This is a genomic window from Halomonas sp. LBP4, assembly GCF_003202205.1.
Taxonomy (GTDB): Bacteria; Pseudomonadota; Gammaproteobacteria; order Pseudomonadales; family Halomonadaceae; genus Halomonas; species Halomonas flagellata.
Map to the genome: position 1 here is coordinate 597,798 of NZ_PDOG01000003.1, position 17,004 is coordinate 614,801.

At 64.0% G+C, this 17,004-nt stretch carries 20 protein-coding genes and 1 pseudogene; 18 read left to right on the forward strand and 3 right to left on the reverse strand.

All coding sequences use genetic code 11. The features are described 5' to 3' along the window. Nucleotides 1-127: 127 nt before the first annotated feature. Nucleotides 128-616 (reverse strand): ribonuclease E activity regulator RraA, encoded by a 489-nt coding sequence (gene rraA / locus CR157_RS13155; RefSeq protein ID WP_110283963.1) that lies wholly within the window; start codon nt 614-616, stop codon nt 128-130. A 328-nt stretch (nt 617-944) separates the two neighbouring features. Here rraA and CR157_RS13160 point away from each other — a divergent pair, with 328 nt between their 5' ends. The 4 genes from CR157_RS13160 to CR157_RS22275 all read left to right on the forward strand — a co-directional run bounded on the left by CR157_RS13160 (nt 945) and on the right by CR157_RS22275 (nt 4,391). Next, nucleotides 945-2,630, forward strand: coding sequence for a T6SS phospholipase effector Tle1-like catalytic domain-containing protein (locus CR157_RS13160; RefSeq protein WP_181422058.1), 1,686 nt, complete (start codon nt 945-947; stop codon nt 2,628-2,630). Beyond that, nucleotides 2,623-3,219: a DUF2931 family protein gene (locus tag CR157_RS13165; protein ID WP_110283964.1), complete on the forward strand. Its 597-nt coding sequence runs from the start codon at nt 2,623-2,625 to the stop codon at nt 3,217-3,219. The genes CR157_RS13160 and CR157_RS13165 overlap by 8 nt, the downstream gene beginning before the upstream one ends. Nucleotides 3,220-3,296: 77 nt before the next feature. Further along, the gene (locus CR157_RS13170; RefSeq protein ID WP_258364172.1) at nt 3,297-3,842 is read left to right on the forward strand and encodes a DUF2931 family protein; all 546 of its coding nucleotides are present in this window, start codon (nt 3,297-3,299) and stop codon (nt 3,840-3,842) included. A 144-nt stretch (nt 3,843-3,986) separates the two neighbouring features. Next, nucleotides 3,987-4,391 (forward strand): hypothetical protein, encoded by a 405-nt coding sequence (locus CR157_RS22275; RefSeq protein ID WP_146218689.1) that lies wholly within the window; start codon nt 3,987-3,989, stop codon nt 4,389-4,391. 88 nt (nt 4,392-4,479) lie between these two features. On the opposite strand, the gene CR157_RS13180 is transcribed toward CR157_RS22275, so the two are convergent. After that, nucleotides 4,480-5,136, reverse strand: a complete 657-nt coding sequence (locus CR157_RS13180; protein WP_110283966.1) for a transposase — start codon at nt 5,134-5,136, stop codon at nt 4,480-4,482. 116 nt (nt 5,137-5,252) lie between these two features. Then, nucleotides 5,253-6,026, reverse strand: coding sequence for a M15 family metallopeptidase (locus CR157_RS13185; RefSeq protein WP_258364156.1), 774 nt, complete (start codon nt 6,024-6,026; stop codon nt 5,253-5,255). Nucleotides 6,027-6,380: 354 nt separating this feature from the next. Here CR157_RS13185 and CR157_RS13195 point away from each other — a divergent pair, with 354 nt between their 5' ends. The 14 genes and pseudogenes from CR157_RS13195 (at nt 6,381) to CR157_RS13260 (ending at nt 16,993) form a co-directional block, all read left to right on the forward strand. After that, complete coding sequence (locus tag CR157_RS13195) at nt 6,381-6,899, forward strand: GNAT family N-acetyltransferase (RefSeq protein ID WP_258364157.1); 519 nt, start codon at nt 6,381-6,383, stop codon at nt 6,897-6,899. Between the two features lie 77 nt (nt 6,900-6,976). Further along, nucleotides 6,977-7,735: an envelope biogenesis factor ElyC gene (gene elyC, locus CR157_RS13200; protein ID WP_110283967.1), complete on the forward strand. Its 759-nt coding sequence runs from the start codon at nt 6,977-6,979 to the stop codon at nt 7,733-7,735. Between the two features lie 394 nt (nt 7,736-8,129). Further along, nucleotides 8,130-9,908, forward strand: a complete 1,779-nt coding sequence (locus CR157_RS13205) for an SLC13 family permease (RefSeq protein ID WP_258364158.1) — start codon at nt 8,130-8,132, stop codon at nt 9,906-9,908. A gap of 163 nt (nt 9,909-10,071) precedes the next feature. Next, nucleotides 10,072-10,857 carry a TIGR04255 family protein gene (locus CR157_RS13210; protein WP_181422059.1) on the forward strand — a complete coding sequence of 262 codons (786 nt, stop codon included), beginning with the start codon at nt 10,072-10,074 and terminating at the stop codon, nt 10,855-10,857. Continuing rightward, a complete protein-coding gene (locus CR157_RS13215; RefSeq protein WP_110283970.1) occupies nt 10,845-11,504 on the forward strand; it encodes a helix-turn-helix domain-containing protein in 660 nt (219 codons plus the stop codon). The genes CR157_RS13210 and CR157_RS13215 overlap by 13 nt, the downstream gene beginning before the upstream one ends. Nucleotides 11,505-11,534: 30 nt before the next feature. After that, nucleotides 11,535-12,314 carry a hypothetical protein gene (locus tag CR157_RS13220; RefSeq protein ID WP_146218690.1) on the forward strand — a complete coding sequence of 260 codons (780 nt, stop codon included), beginning with the start codon at nt 11,535-11,537 and terminating at the stop codon, nt 12,312-12,314. A 175-nt stretch (nt 12,315-12,489) separates the two neighbouring features. After that, nucleotides 12,490-13,320: a 3'(2'),5'-bisphosphate nucleotidase CysQ gene (gene cysQ, locus CR157_RS13225; RefSeq protein ID WP_258364159.1), complete on the forward strand. Its 831-nt coding sequence runs from the start codon at nt 12,490-12,492 to the stop codon at nt 13,318-13,320. A 708-nt stretch (nt 13,321-14,028) separates the two neighbouring features. After that, complete coding sequence (locus CR157_RS13230; protein ID WP_110283972.1) at nt 14,029-14,220, forward strand: DUF433 domain-containing protein; 192 nt, start codon at nt 14,029-14,031, stop codon at nt 14,218-14,220. Between the two features lie 401 nt (nt 14,221-14,621). Beyond that, nucleotides 14,622-14,900, forward strand: a complete 279-nt coding sequence (locus CR157_RS13235) for a hypothetical protein (protein ID WP_146218691.1) — start codon at nt 14,622-14,624, stop codon at nt 14,898-14,900. 96 nt (nt 14,901-14,996) lie between these two features. Further along, on the forward strand, nt 14,997-15,200 hold the full coding sequence (locus CR157_RS13240) for a DUF2281 domain-containing protein (RefSeq protein ID WP_110283974.1): 204 nt from the start codon (nt 14,997-14,999) through the stop codon (nt 15,198-15,200). 117 nt (nt 15,201-15,317) lie between these two features. Next, nucleotides 15,318-15,608, forward strand: coding sequence for a nucleotidyltransferase family protein (locus CR157_RS13245; protein ID WP_110284046.1), 291 nt, complete (start codon nt 15,318-15,320; stop codon nt 15,606-15,608). Then, entirely contained in the window at nt 15,605-15,985 is a 381-nt protein-coding gene (locus CR157_RS13250) for a HepT-like ribonuclease domain-containing protein (RefSeq protein ID WP_110283975.1), read from the forward strand. Before CR157_RS13245 ends, CR157_RS13250 begins: the two co-directional genes overlap by 4 nt. Nucleotides 15,986-16,148: 163 nt before the next feature. After that, nucleotides 16,149-16,414, forward strand: a pseudogene (locus CR157_RS13255) (phosphoadenosine phosphosulfate reductase domain-containing protein); the annotation flags it as partial. Between the two features lie 231 nt (nt 16,415-16,645). Further along, a complete protein-coding gene (locus CR157_RS13260; protein WP_258364160.1) occupies nt 16,646-16,993 on the forward strand; it encodes a hypothetical protein in 348 nt (115 codons plus the stop codon). The last annotated feature ends 11 nt before the right edge of the window (nt 16,994-17,004 follow it).

A 17,004-nucleotide genomic window follows, 5' to 3' on the forward strand; every position in this document is an offset into this window, starting at 1 on the left:
CAGGGTGTCATGGTGGGTCGCATGGCATCAGGGTGGCACCGCCAGGACCCGCCAGGCAAGTCGGCCGGATTCAGGCAGTTGGGGTCAGACCCCTAAATCCGCTTTGGGGTCTGACCCCACAGGGTGGTTAGCCTTCCAGCGGCAGCCGTGCCTCGGCGACGAGGATGCCGTTGTTGTCGGCGTAGAGCCACTGGCCCGGGGTCAGGGTCACGCCGGCGAAGGTGACCGGGACGTCACGCTGGCCTTCGCCGCGCTTCTCGCTCTTGCGCGGGTGGGCGCCGAGCGCCTGGACGCCGAGCCCGGTCTCGGCCAGCACGTCGACGTCGCGCACGCAGCCGTACATCACCACGCCGGCCCAGCCGTTCTCCAGCGCCTGCTCGGCCAGCATGTCGCCGAGCATCGCGCAGCGCTGGGAGCCGCCGGCATCCACCACCAGCACCGCGCCCTCGCCGGCTTCGCCGACCGCCTGCTTGACCAGGGAGTTGTCCTCGAAGCACTTGACGGTGCGGATCGGGCCAGAGAAGGCCTCGAGGCCGCCGAAGTTGATGAAGATCGGGTCGAGGACCCGGACCTCGGGGTGGGCGTCGCAGATATCCGGGGTGATGATAGGACTCATGGGGGGCTCCTTGCTCATGGGATCGATGCCCGATGATGCCACGGATTTCGATTTTGGGGTCAGACCCCAAAGCGGATTTTGGGGTCTGACCCTGAGGAATCCTGAGGCCTCCGCCGCCAATCTCGCACCCCTTTTATGAGTGCTCGCTTATGGCGATGTAAGCGATCGGCTATGGTGCCGGCCGTCGATATCCGTAACCTGATCGGTGTGTCACGCAACCGGCAAGGCGCGCGGCAGAGGGCAGGGAGGCGCGACCATGGCCGACCGGTCAGGGTCCGCGGCTTTCCTTCCCGGCATCTCCGGAACGAGTGGACCGCAAGGGAAGCGCATGAAGCTCACATCGCCTTTTCGCCTGCGCGATATCGACCTGCCCCATGTCGAGTCGCCGTACCAGGCTCGGGAGCGGGTCAGGCAGCAGGCCCGGGCCCCGGGCAACGAGCTCTGGACGCTCGGCGTCAACTTGAACCTCTCGTCATCCGAGGGGCAGCGCGGGTATCGACGGCTGCTAGAGCAGGTGGGCGAGGGCGACCTGGTCCTGGTCGAGGAGCATCCCCGTTCGCCGATCGTCGAGTGGGACGGCAGCCGCTGGGTGAAGGCCCCCGGTGTGCTGCCTTTCCACTACGAGAGCCTGCTCAGGCACCAGCTGCCCCGGCTCAATGAACGTGGCCTGGGCCCGGCCGAGGCCAGGCAGGCCCGGTATCCCGCCTGGGCGGTGTCGCGCCCTGCGTCGCCGCCCGAGCCACGGCGGGAGCCCGCACCACCACCACCGCCGGCGGCTCCCGAGCCACCGAGGGAGCGCATCCTCGAGATCGGCATCTTCTTCGATGGCACCGGCAACAACAGGGAGAACGACCGCCGGCGGACGGATCGCGATATCACCAATGTGGCCAAGCTTTTTGACCTGTACCTGGAAAACGAAGACCAAGGTTATCACCGGGTCTATGCGCATGGGGTTGGTACGGTGACTGGCGATGAAGCTGCAGACAGGCTTGCGGCCTTGCGCAATCTATCGGGGTTGGCCTTTGGCGTCGGCCCGGAAGGGGGCCATGCCCGTATCGAGCTGGCCCTGGAGCAGCTCCGCCCGATCCTGCAGGGAAACGAAGGCACCACGGTGATCTTCGATGTGTTCGGCTTCAGCCGCGGCGCGGCCCTGGCCCGGCACTTCGTCAACCTGATCCATCGCTGGCCGGAGACGCTGCTGGTGCCGGACTTTCGCCCGGGGCTGCCGACACCCCCAGTGCCGCTGCGCCGCATCGAGGCCTTCCCGCCCGGCTTCATCCCCTTTCCCCAGGTCCGCTTCGTGGGGCTGTTCGATACCGTGGGCAGCTTCTATCTGCCCGGCAACGCCCGCAACCTCGACTTCAACCTGCACCTGGCGCCGGGCAGCGCCACGCGGGTCGTGCAGCTGACCGCCCACCACGAGATCCGCCGCAACTTTCCCCTCAGCAGCCTGGCCGATCCCCAGGGCAATCTGCCCGGCAGCTTCAGCGAGATCGCACTGCCGGGAGCGCATTCGGATGTGGGTGGGGGCTACGAGAATCCCGAGGTGGATTTCGCCAACCACGAGGAGCTGTTGGTACGCCGCCGGGGCGGGCTGGGCAGCAACGGGCGAACCATTCGCCTGGCGCAGGAGGAGGCCGCGGCACGGGGGCTGGAACTGCGCGTGGAGCCACCCGATGTGCTCGAGATCGAACGCCGCGCCACCCGCAAGGAGCTGGCGATCCACGCCCTGCACCAGATGCATCGCCTGGCGCAGCAGCTCGGTGTGCCCTTGGATGAGCTGAGAAATGATGCAGACCATATCCTCCCCAGCGAGCTCCAAGATGCCCTCGATGCCTGGAAGCAATCCGGCGCCCGTCTGGAGGACGCCCGAAACTACCTGCAAGGCTATATCCATACCTCCCACCGGCAGGAGAGCATGGCCCATGCCCCCGAGGTCTCTGGTGTTCGCCGTGTCTTTGCCAACCGTCCCGGCGGCGTATTCAACGAGGCGCGGGAGGCCCAGGATGCCTGATTTGCTGCGCCTGGGGCGAGCCATACTGCTACTGGTGCTGTCATGGGGACTAACCGCCTGCGAGGCGGAACCGCAACGCTACGAGTTTTCCGTGCAGCCGGTTGGTGGGCCGCGAGGTTGGCCTGTATGGGTGGAAGAGCTGACCTTTGATCATTCGTGGGGATCGCCTGCAGGTAACCTGAATGCCGGTTTCGAAAAACGACCTCCCCGTAGCGGAGCGATCGTCACGTTACCTCATCCCATGGCCGCACCGGCGTCGGTGCAGGCCCGCTGGTTCTCCTATCGTACCCAGACCTTCTACGAGATCGATTTGGCGCTGCCGGAGACGGATGAGTTGCTGCGTCAGTGGTATCGCGAATACCCGGCATCCCGGTATCTCCATTATCTGGTGGCCGGCTTCTCCGGAGAGGGGGAGGTGCTCGTCTGGTGGCGTGCCTGGTGCCGAGATTGTGGCAGTGACCGCAGCCAGGACTTCCATGCACCGATCATCGAGTCGGCCATTGCGGAAGAAGTCGAGGGTGATCCGAGTACTTTTCGTAGCCAGACTGAACGCCGGGTGGAAGAGGGGGTGATTCCCTCGCCCTGGTGAGTGGCATGTTCAACGTAAGGATGCCTAGATTGCACCGCCTATGTCGAGCCTTGCTGTTATTGACACTGTTGTGGCTAATGGCTGCCTGCCCAGCAGAATCAGAGCCGCCCCGCTATGTATTTGCGGTAAAGACCAACGGCGGCCCCAAGGGGTGGCCGGTCTGGGTGGAGGAGCTCACTTTCGATGCCACCTGGCGAGCGCCTGCAGGTAGCCTGAGCGGTGGTTTTGATATCCAACCGCCGAGAGGCGGAAAAACGGTAACACTATCCCGCCCTATGCCGGCACCGTCGTCGATGCAGGCCCGCTGGTTCTCCTATCGTACCCAGACCTTCTACGAGATCGATTTGGCGCTGCCGGAGACGGATGAGTTGCTGTGTCAGTGGTATCGCGAATACCCGGCATCCCGGTATCTCCATTACCTGGTGGCCGGCTTCTCCAGAGAGGGGGAGGTGCTCGTCTGGTGGCGTGCCTGGTGCCGCGATTGTGGCAGTGACCGCAGCCAGGACTTCCATGCGCCGATCATCGAGTCGGCCTTTGCGGAAGAAGTCGAGGGTGATCCGAGTACTTTTCGTAGCCAGACTGAACGCCGGGGGGAAGAGGGGGTGATTCCCTCACCCTGGTAGGCACCTGTGGCCTATGCCGTGTCTCAGTTCACCTAGCAGCAGCGCGAAGCGGCGCTGGAGGAAGCGCCCATAGTAGTCCGCCTGCTGCTGGGCGATGATGAGCTGGAGCGGAACCATCCCGACAAGGCCCGCGATATCGCCCTGGTGGTCGTGGAGAATCCGCCGCGCAACGCAGCGGACCACGCCCAGGCGATCAGTCTGCTTGGCGACGCCTATGAGGTGCTGGGCGATGAGCGCACCGGCGAGCGCAAGCTGCACGACCTCGCCGATCGACTCAGCGGCCTGCCCGCCGCCGCGGCGTTGCAGTGGTTGGCGGCAAGGCAACTGGATCAGCAGCAGCCCCATGCCGCTCTCGAACTGGTGGTTCGGGCCAGCGCCGAGGCCCCCGACGACGTGACCAACGGCATGCTCCTCGTCGTTACCCTGCGCGCCATGGGCGAAGACGAAGGGGCCCGAGAAGCCGCGACCGAGTGGCTGGAACTTGCAGAGGAATGTGGCGATCACGTCTCGGCGGAGTGGTTCCACGAACAGCTTGAGGCGTTGCTCTGAAATCAGCGGGTTGATAGGACTCCTGGGGTCAGACCCCTAAGCAAATTTTGGGGTCTGACCCCACAAATTTGACCCCACAAATCCCTCGCTAGGGGGCCGAGCCGAGGCGGCGGGCAACGGACTGCTGGAAGACTTCGCTGCCCAGCGCGCGGCCGCGGCGGGTCTGCTGGCGAATCTCGTCGAGCAGAGGGGCCGGCAGTTCGCTGCGGAACAGCTCGCGGTAGCGGTGCCGGCGTTTATCCGGGGTGGCGCCCAGCCCGGTGTAGATGGCGTGGGGCTGCACGAGGGGATCGTCGCGGCCCAGGGCGTTGGCACGGTGGCTGGACCACTCGTAATCGGCTGGCCGGGCCACCATGCCGGCCCGCACCGGGTTGAGCTCGATATAGCGGTAGCAGGCGAAGAGGTAGGACTCTTCCGCCACCAGGCAGGAGCGGTAGCGGCCCTCGAAAAGCCCGCCGGTGCGCTGGTGACGGCGGTTGAAGTACTGGGCGTAGCGCTGCCCGAGCTCCTTCATCATCTGACTCACGCCCTGCGGCTCTTCACGGGGCGTCGCCAGCAGGTGCACATGATTGGTCATCAGTACATAGGCATGGAGCGCGATCTGGTACACCTGCCGCAGCTCATCGAGCAGTTCGAGGTAGTGCAGCGCATCCTTGCGGTGAACGAAGCAGGCACCGCGGTTGTTGCCGCGCTGAATCAGGTGGAGCGGTGTATCGGGAAGCAACAGCCGAGCCGGACGCGCCATATTCGCACTTCCTTGTGCCGGGGACGGTTCAATGCCCAGTATAGCCCTAAATCTGCTTAGTGCTTGGCGGGGGTCAGACCCCTAAGCGAATTTAGGGGTCTGACCCCAAAGGGGGGTTAGCCAAGCTGCCGCCGCCAGCGGTGCTCGATGGTGTCGAGCTCGGCGGGGCCGTAGACGGCGTGCGGGTGCCCTCCGTAGCGGGCCCACAGCTGGTCGCCGAGGTCGTAGTGCCACCATTCGCTGGGCAGGTTGGTAAAGCCCTGGTCGAGCATCACGCTGTACAGCAGCCGGCGGTGGTCGCGGGCGCGTTGCTGGCGGGTGTCGAGTTCGCCGAGCCGCTCGAGGTGGTCGCTGTGCGAGGCGGGCACGGCCTCGTCGAACAGGGTGCCCATGTCCAGCGCCAGGCCGTCGGCGTCGCACAGGGTGACGTCCACGGCGCCGCCGGTCAGGTGCGGGCTGGGGGCCTGCGGGTCGCGGCTGGGCACCGAGATGAATTCCCGTGTGCGGGTGAGCAGCTCCGCCTCGCTGGCCGCGGGGTGGTGGGCCCGTATCGCCTCGCTGAGGGTATCGAAGAGGTATTGCTGCACCCGCCAGGGCCGCCAGCCGTCGAGCACCACCAGGCCGAACCCCTCGGGCAGGGCGCGGGCGGCGGCGAGCAGGTGCCGGTAGACCCCCTCGCGCACGAAGCACTCGGGCACCGCGCCGGGAACGCCCAGCCGGGCATAGGCCGGGTAGACCCGGATCGGCCAGGGGGCGAGGCTCATGGGTACCAGGGGCTCGCCGCAGTCGGCGATCGGTATCCGGTTCACCCGGGCCCAGTCGGGCTCGGCGCGGTGGGTGATCGCCGGGCAGGCGAACGCGGATCGAGGGGAGGGAGTCATGTGCGACATCGGGGCATCCAGGGGTGGTCGGTAGCCAGAGCGTCAGCGAAGGGAACAGGATCAGCAACAGCAGCACGGCGGTCGCCGTCGGCACGAAGGGCCAGAGGGTCTTGAACAGCGAGTCGATCTTGAGCCGGCTCACCGCCGCGACGACCCCCTTGCGTTATACTCGGTACGCAGCGTACAGGGATGTTACCGGCGACATGGCCAACCATGACAACGGCTACAAGCTCCTATTCTCGCATCAGCGGAGGGTGCGTGACATGCTCACTGGCTTCGTGAAGGAGGAGTAAACTTTGGGGTCAGACCCCTAAGGGGAGTTAGGGAGCTGACCCCTTTGTCGTGCGGTAGAGAGATACCCCCATGCAGATAGCGAAGATGACGGAGGCCGATTTCCGGCGCTTCTGGCCTACCTTCAAGTCGGTGGTGGCGGCCCGGGAGACCTACGCCTTCGACCCCGGCCTCGGTTACGCAGACGCCTACATCCTATGGTGCGAGCTCCCGCAGTTCACCTACTGCGCCAAGGAGAACGGCGAGGTGCTGGGCTCGTACTACCTGAAGCCCAACGCCGCAGGCCCGGGTGCCCATATCTGCAACTGCGGCTACATGGTCGCCCCCCAGGCGCGCGGCAGGGGCATCGCCAGGGCGCTCTGCCTGCACTCCCAGGAGCTGGCCATCGAGGCCGGCTACCTGGCGATGCAATTCAACGCCGTGGTGTCGACGAACGAAGGCGCCATCAGGCTGTGGCAATCGCTGGGCTTTGACACGATCGGCAGGGTGCCCAAGGGCTACGACCATGCCAGGTTCGGGCTCGTGGACACCTACATCATGTACAAGGCGTTGCGGGGGGAGCCTGGTAACGCCTCAGGGTCAGACCCCTAAGCGAAATTTGGGGTCAGACCCCAAAGGGGATTTAAGGGTCAGACCCCAAAGGGGCAGGTGCCCAGCAGGAGAATGCCATGTACGACGCCCTGAAGGGCCTGGCTGCGGAATTGCTGATGCCGCTGCCCATGATGGTGGTGGCCGTGGTGGTCGGTATCTCGTTGCGGCAATTCGGCCTGCGCCGCCTGGGGAATGCCCTGTGCATCGCGGCGGTGAGCCTGCTGATGCTGGCGAGTTGGGCACCGGTGGCCGATCGCCTGCTCGGGCCCCTGGAGCGGCGCTATCCGGCCATGCTGGTGCCGCCCGATGCGCCGGTCGAGTCCATCGTGGTGCTGGGTGGCGGCTGGCAGCCGGAACCGGAGTGGCCCGTCACCGCGCAGCTTTCCGAGACCTCGCTGCCGCGCCTGATGGAAGGCCTGCGGCTGTGGCACGCCCGGCCCGAGGCCCTGCTGATCGTCAGCGGCGGCAGCAGCCAGGCGTGGTTGCCGGGCATGGCGGTGGGCTACGCCCGGGCCGCGCAGGCGCTCGGTGTGCCGGAAGCGAGCCTCGTCGTGCTCGACTCCGCCCGGGATACCGGCGAAGAGGCCCGGGCCGTTCGCGACCGCCTGGGCGAGGGCGCCAGTATCGTGCTGGTGACCTCGGCATCGCACATGCCCCGGGCCAAGCGGCACTTCGAGGCGGCAGGGCTGCGTCCGCTGCCGGCGCCGACTCATTACCTGACGGGCCGGCAGAGCAGCGGCTGGCGCTACTGGCTCCCGGGCGCCGAGCACTTGGCCAAGACGGAGCGCGCCCTCTACGAGTGGCTGGGGCGCCTGGTCGTGAAGTGGGAACATTAGGCGTCCTAAGTTGATTGAGGGGTCAGACCCCAAAGCAGAATTAGGGGTCTGACCCCTCAGGGGGCTTTGGGGTCGTACCCCGGGTGCCGATGGCTCTCTCGGCGCTCAGCCATGGAGCATGGCCGTGCGGTGACGTAGAATGGCGCGATCATTAAAACGATACCGCAGGGGCTGCCGAGCCGAGGCTTGGCAAGGGACGATGAAGGGGGCGGAGAACCGCTACCCCGGCATGACGTCGTTCATGCCGCCTTCCAGGGCGCTTCATGGCTCCCCTTGTTCTTTCTCGCCGCTCGCCCACCTTCGGTATCCACACCTGGTCCAGGGCATGGGAAGGCGCCCGGCATGATCCCCGGGCGGTAGCGTGCCCGCATGGCCACGGATGGACACGAGTCACTTGACCGACGCGCTCTCGATAGCTGCCCTGCTGACCCAGGGCACCGTGCTGGCCGTACTGGGCACCCTGGCGTTCACGCGCATTGCCCCCGATGTGATCCTGATGGCCGCTATGGCCTTCCTGGTGATCGGCGGCATCCTCACCCCCGGCGAGGCCCTGGTAGGCTTCTCCAACCCCGGCGTGATGACCATCGCCACGCTCTATGTGGTGGCGGCAGGGCTCAAGGAAACCGGCGCCATCCAGTGGCTGGCCCATTGCCTCCTCGGTCAGCCGCATCGCCTGCGTCAGGCCCAGCTGCGGGTACTGCTGCCGGCTTCCGGCCTCAGCGCCTTCATGAACAACACCACGGTGGTGGCGATGTTCATCCCCGCCGTGCAGGAGTGGGCCGGGCGCCTCCGGCTGCCCCCCTCCAAGCTGCTGCTGCCGCTGAGCTATGCGGCCATTCTCGGCGGCACCTGCACGCTCATCGGCACCAGCACCAACCTGGTGGTGAACGGCCTGCTGCAGACCGAGATGGGCATCGGGCTCAGCATGTTCTCGCTGGCGTGGGTCGGCGTGCCGCTGGTGGTGGTGGGTGGCGGCTTCCTCTACCTGTTCGCCGACCGGCTTCTGCCCAACCGCCAGGGCGTGCTGGAGCAGCTCGAGCAGGCCCGCGAGTACGCCGTTGACGTGATCGTCGATGACAAGGGCCCCCTGGTCGGCAAGACCATCGCCGATGCCGGCCTGCGCCATCTCAGCCACGGCTACCTGGCCGACATCGAGCGCCACGGCCGGCTGCTGACCGAGGTGCCGCCGGAAACCGAACTGCAGGCCGGCGACATCCTGGTGTTCATCGGCGACCCCGAATGTGCCCGGGAGCTGCGCCGCATCCATGGCTTGAAGCCCGCCAGCGGCGACGTCCACAAGCTCGATATCGCCCACCACCACCGCTGCCTGGTCGAGGCGGTGATCGGCCCCGACTTCGGCGGCCTGAACCAGACGGTAAGCGAATCGCGCTTTCGTTCCCGCTACCAGGCCGTGATCCTGTCGATCTCCCGGCATGGCGGGCGACTGACCGGCAAGCTGGGTGACATTCGCTTTCAGGTGGGCGACACCCTGCTGCTCGAGACCGCCCAGGACTTCGTCGACCAGTACCGCTACCGCAAGGACTTCCTGCTGGTCAGCGGCTTGCACGACTCCACGCCGCCGGACTTCCGCAAGGCCCCCGTGGCGCTGGGCATCCTGGGCGCCATGGTCACCGTCAGCGCCCTGGGGTTGCTGAGCATCCTGGAAGCGGCGCTGCTGGCCGGCGGCGGCATGCTGGTGACGCGTTGCGTGCCGGCCAGCAAGGCGCGGCGCTATGTGGACCTCTCGGTGCTGATCGTCATCGCGGCCTCCTTCGCCCTGGGGGCCGCCATGACCAAGACCGGCGCCGCGGCGCAGATCGCCCAGTGGCTGCTGCTGAGCGACGACCTGGCCCCCTGGGCGGCCCTGGCGCTGGTCTACCTGATGACGGTGGTCTTCACCGAGCTGATCACCAACAACGCCGCGGCGGTGCTGATGTTTCCCATCGCCGTCGCCGTGGCCGAGCAGTTGGGCGTCAACTTCATGCCCTTCGTCATCGCCATCATGTTCGCCGCCTCGGCCAGCTTCATGACGCCCCTCGGCTACCAGACCAACCTGATGGTGCTCGGCCCCGGCGGCTATCGCTTCACCGACTACCTGAGGCTGGGCACCCCGCTGAGCCTGATCGTCGGCGCCACCGCGGTGGGGCTGATACCGCTGGTGTGGGGGTTTTGAGAGGCAAGACGCCGCTTCGCGGCCTCCTGCACAGCAGCTCACGTTGATGCGCGATGAACCAGAATCATGCCTCTGAGGGAACGCATAGCGGTATATGGTGTAAAGTAGGGTGTAAAGGTCTGTCGATGTTCCATGTTCACGTGTCAGTAGGATGCTCAATGCCATGACCACGCCCGTGTCGCAGGCTCCCGTTTTCTATGCCCTCGCTCAGATCAAGTTCAACCGGATCGAGCAGATGGCCAGCTTTGTGGGGCCTCTGCAGGATGCGCTACGCCGTCAGGGCTATCCGGACTTCCGCGAGGATCATCAGCTGCACATGCAGGTGACGCCCGGGCCTCAGGTCGATGTGCAGCGGCAAGAGGTCAAACGCTGGGTGTTCACCGATCAGGAGCGTCAGGAGGGGTTCATCCTGCTCAAGGATGCGCTGATCTTTCAGACGGCTCGCTACTCCCGCTTCACTGATTTCAAGGACACTGTACTGAAGGGGCTTGGCGCGCTGCATGGGGAAGTGGAGTTGGCCTATGTCGATCGCATCGGCTTGCGCTATCTGGATGCAGTCATTCCTTCCGAGGCCTACCCCCTGGAACGGCTGCTCAGTCCGGGGCTGATCGGGCTCTGCCGCGGGGTCGCCGGCCAGCCCAGGCATACCGTGACGGAAACGGTGAGTGCCATAGGGGGAGGTACCCTGGTGGTGCGTACCCTGATCTCCCCGCAGGGCGTGGTCCTCCCCCCGGACCTGCAGCCGATGTCGCTGAATCTGGACGCGCGGATTCCGGCGTCGCAAGGCCAGGAAACCGCTGTGCTGGATAGTGACTATTTCGTCGAACGCCGGGAGACCTTCGATAGCCAGTCCGTGGAGAGACAACTGGATATCTCGCATGATGTCATCATCGAGGCCTTCGAGCGGGCGACCACTGAGCAGGCGAGGACGCAGCTATGGCAACTGTAAGCTTCGAACATAGCGGCAGCAGCGGTGCGCCGCAGCCGCCCTGGGGGTGGAGCGCTGGTGCCCGGCAAACTGTGGCAGTGGCCGCAACCTGCTTCCTGGTTCCCTTCACGCTGGGAGGCGAACTGGGCTCCGGTGGTGCCATGACCCCGGAAGCCGCCCTGTCACGACACCAATGGCTCCAGGACGAGTTCATCGAAATCGCTGGATCGGCTCCGGATCGGAACACTGACCTTCGCTCACCGGCAGAGTTGCTGGAGCAGGTCCGTCAGGCATTGGGGCTGACGGTCACCGATCTGTCACGGCTGCTCGATACGTCGCGACCGACGGTCTATGCCTGGTTGAACGGGCAGGAGCCTCGCCCCGAGGTACATGAGAGGCTCCTTCGGTTAGAACAGCGTGCTGCCGTAGTGGCGGCGTGCGAGTTGCCGCGCATCAGCAAGTTGATTCGCCGCCCTCTGCGTTGTGGTGGCACCCTGCTGGAACGATTGCAGAGCGGGGCCCCGCTGGAGCAGGCGCTGGATGAGCTCAAGACGCTCGCCCAGCGTGAGCAGGCTGGCCGTCAGCGACATAAGGGATTGACGGAGGCTGCCCGCGGCAGTCGTGAGGCGCTCGATGACGTGGCGGTGCCGCTGGATCGGCGAGGATAGGCCGTGGGGGAGAGTGACTGGACGCGCACGATGCCCTGGGCCCAGGGCAGCCTGATTGACGGTGAGGATATGGTGGCCTTGGGCCTCGCAGCCGCGGACGCGTGCTGGGGAGTAGTGGTCACCCACGACTGCGACTTGGCCAACGACAACCTGGGAATAGAGCCCTCTGTCGAGTTGATTGTGGCGCAACCGGTCTCGTCTCCTGATGGAAACTGTCGACACGCCAAGAACGCTCGCAAGTTGCATCTCGACTGGGAAGGGGAGGCGGAACCGCTTTGCCTGGAGCTGCTGGCCACTCGCAAGTGTCAAGTCGATAAGGCGGCCTTGGCGTCATGCCATCCTGTCCCCGGCCTCACGCTGACGCCGGCCGGCCAGCGTATCCTGCAAAGCTGGCTGGCTGCTCGTTACCGCCGTCAGGCCTTGCCCGACAGCTTGGTGGAAAGGTTGAGGCATGTCGTTCAGCGCCTGGAAAGGCACGGGAAGACCGAGGCGGCCACCGTCGTCGGGTACTGGCTGTCCTTTTCACCAGCCAGAGAGTTGGCCTCCGACGATCCCTACGATCTGGATATCAGCATCGTGTATACGATCGACTCGCCGGAAGCCGAGGAGGCAGCCATCGCCATTGCCGGGGACGTCTCGCAGCGATTCGCGGAGCTGGTCGAGAAAGCCAAGGCCGGTGGCGTGGTGCTGGGGCAGTGTAGTGCCTATTCCGAGGAGGAATTCACCCTCCATGACATCCGCCACCACGTAGAACTACGGTTGGACTACCTCAGCAACCGCGCCTATCCGGATGGGATCGAGCTGGAGTGAATCTGGCCCCGCTGAGCCTGATCGTCGGCGCCACCGCGGTGGGGCTGATACCGTTGGTGTGGGGGTTTTGAGAGGCAAGACGCCGCTTCGCGGCTGAAGAATGAAGAGGTAAGAAGAGGGCGTCACTCTCTTCCCTCTTCCTTCTTCTCTCTTCCGTCTGATTTAAGGAGTTGTTTTGACCCATTTCGTAACCAATGAGCTGCGCGCCCGCCTGATCGAGGGCGTGCACACCGCGGGGCGCGAGGTCCTGGCGATCTACGCGCAGGACTTCGCGGTGGAAACCAAGGACGACGCGAGCCCGCTGACCGAGGCGGACATGGTCTCCCACCATGCGCTGGTGGCACTGCTGGAAAGGTGGGCGCCGGGCGTGCCGGTGCTCTCCGAGGAATCCGGCGAGATCCCCTTCGAGACGCGCCAGGGCTGGGAGCGCTACTGGCTGATCGACCCGCTGGACGGCACCAAGGAGTTCATCAACAAGAACGGCGAGTTCACCCTCAATGTGGCCCTGGTCGAGCAGGGCGTGCCGGTGTTCGGCATCGTGCATGCCCCCGTGCTGCACACCACCTGGGTCGGCCTGGTGGGTGGGGAGGCCTTCAAGGTGAAGAGGGGGATCTACTCCCAGGTGCGGGTGCGCGAGCTGCCCGACCCCGACGTCGAGCCCTGGAAGGTGGTCGGCAGCCGCCGCCACGGCGCCGAGACCTTCGAGGCCTTCTGCGCTGCGCTGCCGCATCACGAGCGGGTCTCCATGGGCAGCTCGATCAAGCTCTGCCTGGTCGCCGAGGGGGCCGCCGACCTCTACCCGCGCCTCGCGCCCACCAGCGAATGGGACACCGCCGCCGCCCAGGCCGTGGTCACCGCCGCCGGCGGCGAGGTGCTCGACGCCAACACCCTCGAGCCGCTGCGCTGCAACCGGCAGGACAGCGTGCTCAACCCCTGGTTCATCGCCTGCGGCCAGCGGGATGAGCGGTGGGAGAGGGCGCTGCGTGCCAGCCTGCCAGGCAGTTGAAGACAGACGGCTAGCGGGGCGGGTTACCGACGCTGGCGCCGCCTCCGGGGCCTGCCCCCCGGGATGTCGAGGTCACCGCGGGGAGCCTATATCGCCGAGGCGCATCGGGCACGGGGTCAGACCCTGAGGCCTCCCCAGAAATATATCTGCATTATCAATGCGTTGGGCATGGGTGGGTGGCAGGTTGCCAGCGCTGCCGGTCCCTATGGGGTTAGACCCTGAGGCCTCCCCAGGAGTCTTACTGAAAAATCAGCATGTTGAGGGCGTTTTGGCGGTGGGCTGCCAGCGCTGGGAGGCCCTATGGGGTCAGACCCCGGCGGTGTCGAATCCGCTCGCCACGTGCACCATGACAAGCCTGGCAACTCGGCTGGGGTCTGACCCCATAGGGGCGGGCCTCGGCGCCTTTACTCGGCGAACATGCCGCCATCATCGAGAAATTCGTGGGGAGGCCGCAGAGTCAGACCCCGGCGGCGTCGAATCCGCTCGCAAGACGCACTATGACGGGCTTCGCGACTTGGCTGGGGTCTGATCCCTTAGGGGCGGCCTCGGCGCCTTCTTCGGCGAACAAGCTATCAACGTCGAGAAAAACGTGGGGATTTCGTCAGGGTCAGGCCCCAAGGATGTAACCTCGACGTCTTCATCTCGTGGAGTGGTATCGCGGGTTCAATAACGTCTAGTCTTGTGGATGTGCCCCGTCAGGAGGTGATCATGCGCAACCTTCAATCAAGAATTACGATTAACCCCGACCAGTGCGGCGGTCGGCCCTGCATTCGCGGGATGCGAATTCGGGTAGTAGATGTGCTTGATCTGCTGGCACAGGGTTTGACGACCGAGCAAGTCCTGGAGGAAATGCCCGACCTCGAACGGGAAGATATCGAAGCCGCTATTAACTACGAATAAGAAGGCAACGTGAACATACGCCACCACGGCGGCGGGGCGGGCGTCACCGCCTGCAGATCGCTCCGGGCCCTGCTGCTCACCAGACAGATCATGCTGAAGTTCGGCGAGCTGCCCGCCTGGGCGAGAAAGGCTCGAGAGTGCCACCACCGACCAGCTGGAAGCCTGGGCCGAGCGTATCCTGAGTGCCGATAGCCTGGAAGCCCTGCTGAAAGAGTGATCGCCCTTCCAGGACCGAGGATCGAGCGCCAAGGACCCCCTTGACCCCGACAAAGCCCCATGCCTCCTGTGGGAGCGATCTTCAGACGCGATAGGCGCCGCCAGGCGCCCGCCTGAATGTTGGCAATAAGGCTCGAATCGAGGGTGACGTTATGTATGCTCAAAATCTTATTGACAAGGACTTGATGAAGACCTCCATCGAGTCCCTGCCATTACCTGGTTTCGTCCGCGACGTCGAGGTAGAGACAGGCATCGATGCCTCAGGAGAAGAGGCAGTCTGGGTGTGGATCGTTGTTGATAAAGGCACAATGACAAGCCTCGAGAACAAGCGAGCCATGAAGGCATTGAGAGAAAAGATCTATGAAATCTTTTCAGACAAGGCCGCAGGCGTGCTGCCCTACATAAGACTGCGAAACCCAGCAGGTACGACAGGGCAGACTCTCGTCAATACAGGACTTTCATGATGGTGTTGATGTTTCACCTTGGCTGGTCAAGAGTATAAGGCTGGAAGTCTTGAGATGTAAGAATTCCTATTGGCTATCTAGCGAGGCGACTAGATCATGAACACGTCTGAAAAGATTGTCAGTAATATCAACCGGCTTCACGAGTCACTCCAGGAAGAGGTGCTGGACTTTACTTATTTTCTGATGCAAAAACTTGAAAAAAGTGAATTGAAAAGCTTTTCTCAGGCACAGGAATCGAGCATGGAAAAGCTATGGGGCAATGACGAGGACGAGGTTTGGAACGATGTACCAGTCCGGTGACGTTGTCCTGATTCCTTTTTCATCAATCAAGATATGGAAAAGCAGGCGTTGGCTGATTGACGGCTAATGCTTCATGGCCTAAAGTTTGGCTATTCAAGTGCCAATGGGGGGCTCTGCATGAAGCCATCTATTGCATATCAGCAGCATCGTGAAGCCATCCGGCAGATCGTGGAGCGGCACCATGCCAAAAACCCCCGCATCTTCGGCTCTGTCCTCCACGGCCAGGACACGGATGGAAGCGATTTGGACATCCTCATCGACACCACCAAGGAGACATCACTCTTTGATGTGGGTGCTATCCGTGAAGAGCTTACAGAACTCCTTGGGGTGGAGGTTGATGTGCTGACCCCTGGTGCATTACCTGACAGGTGGAAAATGGAAGTGCTGAATGAGGCTCAGGCAGTATGAGTCGTCGGGATGAGTTGGCTTTAAGAGACTACCTTGAGCATATTCAGCAGGCCATAGGTCGAATTCAGCGCTATCTCATAGACGTTGACCATGCTGCATTCCTCATGAATGAAGAAAAGCAGGATGCGGTGATCCGCAATCTGGAGATCATCGGTGAGGCAGCGGGTAATATCCAGCACCACTTTCCTGACTTTGCTGCGAAGCATCCGGAATTTCCCCTGAAAGCAGCTTACGGCACACGAAATGCGTTGGCGCATGGGTATTTCAAGGTCGATCTAGATGTGGTTTGGAAGACCGTTGAGAGAGATTTGCCTATGTTGGAGGTTCAGGTTGGCGAGGTGCTTAAATCTCTCAATCGAAGTGGAGCATCGCCATGAGTCTCGAACCTACGCCTTGACCTTCCTTTCTACACCATTGTCAGCCCGTTGATTGATTTCGCCGTCCTTTGATTATTGTCTTTTCTTAACTCTTATCTCTTATCTCTACAGCTTAAAGCTCTCCCTCTACAATCCTTGAGCCCTGAATTCATCTGGGATCTCGATGTCCGAAATAACCCCCGAACGCGCCACCCACCTCAAGCAGCTCGAGGCCGAGTCGAGCTATATCATCCGCGAGGTGGCGGCGGAGTTCCGCAATCCGGTGATGGTGTACTCCATCGGCAAGGACTCCTCGGCGATGCTGCACCTGGCGCGCAAGGCCTTCTATCCAGGGGTGCCGCCGTTCTCGCCGATGCGCGCGAAATGATCGCCTTCCGCGACCGCATGGCCGCGGAATCCGGCATGGAGCTGATCGAGCACATCAACGAAGGGGAGGCGAGCTGCGACGAGGAAGCCAGCCGCGCCAAGCTGCTGAAGAAAGCCGGATAGCGGGTGACCGACCCCGCTGGGAGCCCCTAGGGGGTCAGACCCCGGCGGCGTCGAAACCGCTCGTTCAGTGCCTTGTGACGCGCCACAACTCGGCCGGGGTCTGACCCCATAGGGGCGGGCCTCGGCGCCTGTTTCGGTGAACATGCTGCCATCGTCGAGAAAGTGCAGGCGATGTCCCCGAGTCAAGGCTGCCATTTCACCCGCCAACGCATGCGCCGACTCCCCCGCCCTGTAGGAGCCAGGCTCCGCCGGGCGATCGGCGCCGCAGGCGCCCGGCCAGATCAAAGCACCGCGCCCTATGCGCTGTACAACCTCGGCTACGGCGCGCCGCTCTCGCTGATGAGCTTCATGCGTGCGCTGGAGGCCGCCACCGGCCGCGAGGCCATCTGCGACTACCTGCCCATGCAGCCCGGCGACGTGCCGCGCACCTGGGCCGACACCGAAGCGCTGCTCAAGGCCACCGGCTACCGGCCCAAGGTGCACGTGGAAGAGGGCGTGAAGCGGTTCAATAACGTCTAGTCTTGTGGATG

Excerpts from the sequence above, each read along its gene's own strand:
- CR157_RS13180 (WP_110283966.1), bottom strand. The coding sequence starts at position 5,136 with ATGGCGCGTCCGGCTCGGCTGTTGCTTCCCGATACACCGCTCCACCTG.
- CR157_RS13260 (WP_258364160.1), top strand. The coding sequence starts at position 16,646 with ATGTCCCCGAGTCAAGGCTGCCATTTCACCCGCCAACGCATGCGCCGA.
- CR157_RS13160 (WP_181422058.1), top strand. The coding sequence starts at position 945 with ATGAAGCTCACATCGCCTTTTCGCCTGCGCGATATCGACCTGCCCCAT.
- CR157_RS13215 (WP_110283970.1), top strand. The coding sequence starts at position 10,845 with ATGGCAACTGTAAGCTTCGAACATAGCGGCAGCAGCGGTGCGCCGCAG.
- CR157_RS13210 (WP_181422059.1), top strand. The coding sequence starts at position 10,072 with ATGACCACGCCCGTGTCGCAGGCTCCCGTTTTCTATGCCCTCGCTCAG.
- CR157_RS13165 (WP_110283964.1), top strand. The coding sequence starts at position 2,623 with ATGCCTGATTTGCTGCGCCTGGGGCGAGCCATACTGCTACTGGTGCTG.
- CR157_RS13185 (WP_258364156.1), bottom strand. The coding sequence starts at position 6,026 with ATGTCGCACATGACTCCCTCCCCTCGATCCGCGTTCGCCTGCCCGGCG.
- elyC (WP_110283967.1), top strand. The coding sequence starts at position 6,977 with ATGTACGACGCCCTGAAGGGCCTGGCTGCGGAATTGCTGATGCCGCTG.
- CR157_RS13245 (WP_110284046.1), top strand. The coding sequence starts at position 15,318 with ATGAAGCCATCTATTGCATATCAGCAGCATCGTGAAGCCATCCGGCAG.
- CR157_RS13240 (WP_110283974.1), top strand. The coding sequence starts at position 14,997 with ATGAACACGTCTGAAAAGATTGTCAGTAATATCAACCGGCTTCACGAG.
- rraA (WP_110283963.1), bottom strand. The coding sequence starts at position 616 with ATGAGTCCTATCATCACCCCGGATATCTGCGACGCCCACCCCGAGGTC.
- CR157_RS13250 (WP_110283975.1), top strand. The coding sequence starts at position 15,605 with ATGAGTCGTCGGGATGAGTTGGCTTTAAGAGACTACCTTGAGCATATT.
- CR157_RS13170 (WP_258364172.1), top strand. The coding sequence starts at position 3,297 with ATGGCTGCCTGCCCAGCAGAATCAGAGCCGCCCCGCTATGTATTTGCG.
- CR157_RS13195 (WP_258364157.1), top strand. The coding sequence starts at position 6,381 with ATGCAGATAGCGAAGATGACGGAGGCCGATTTCCGGCGCTTCTGGCCT.
- CR157_RS13235 (WP_146218691.1), top strand. The coding sequence starts at position 14,622 with ATGAAGACCTCCATCGAGTCCCTGCCATTACCTGGTTTCGTCCGCGAC.
- CR157_RS13230 (WP_110283972.1), top strand. The coding sequence starts at position 14,029 with ATGCGCAACCTTCAATCAAGAATTACGATTAACCCCGACCAGTGCGGC.
- CR157_RS13220 (WP_146218690.1), top strand. The coding sequence starts at position 11,535 with ATGCCCTGGGCCCAGGGCAGCCTGATTGACGGTGAGGATATGGTGGCC.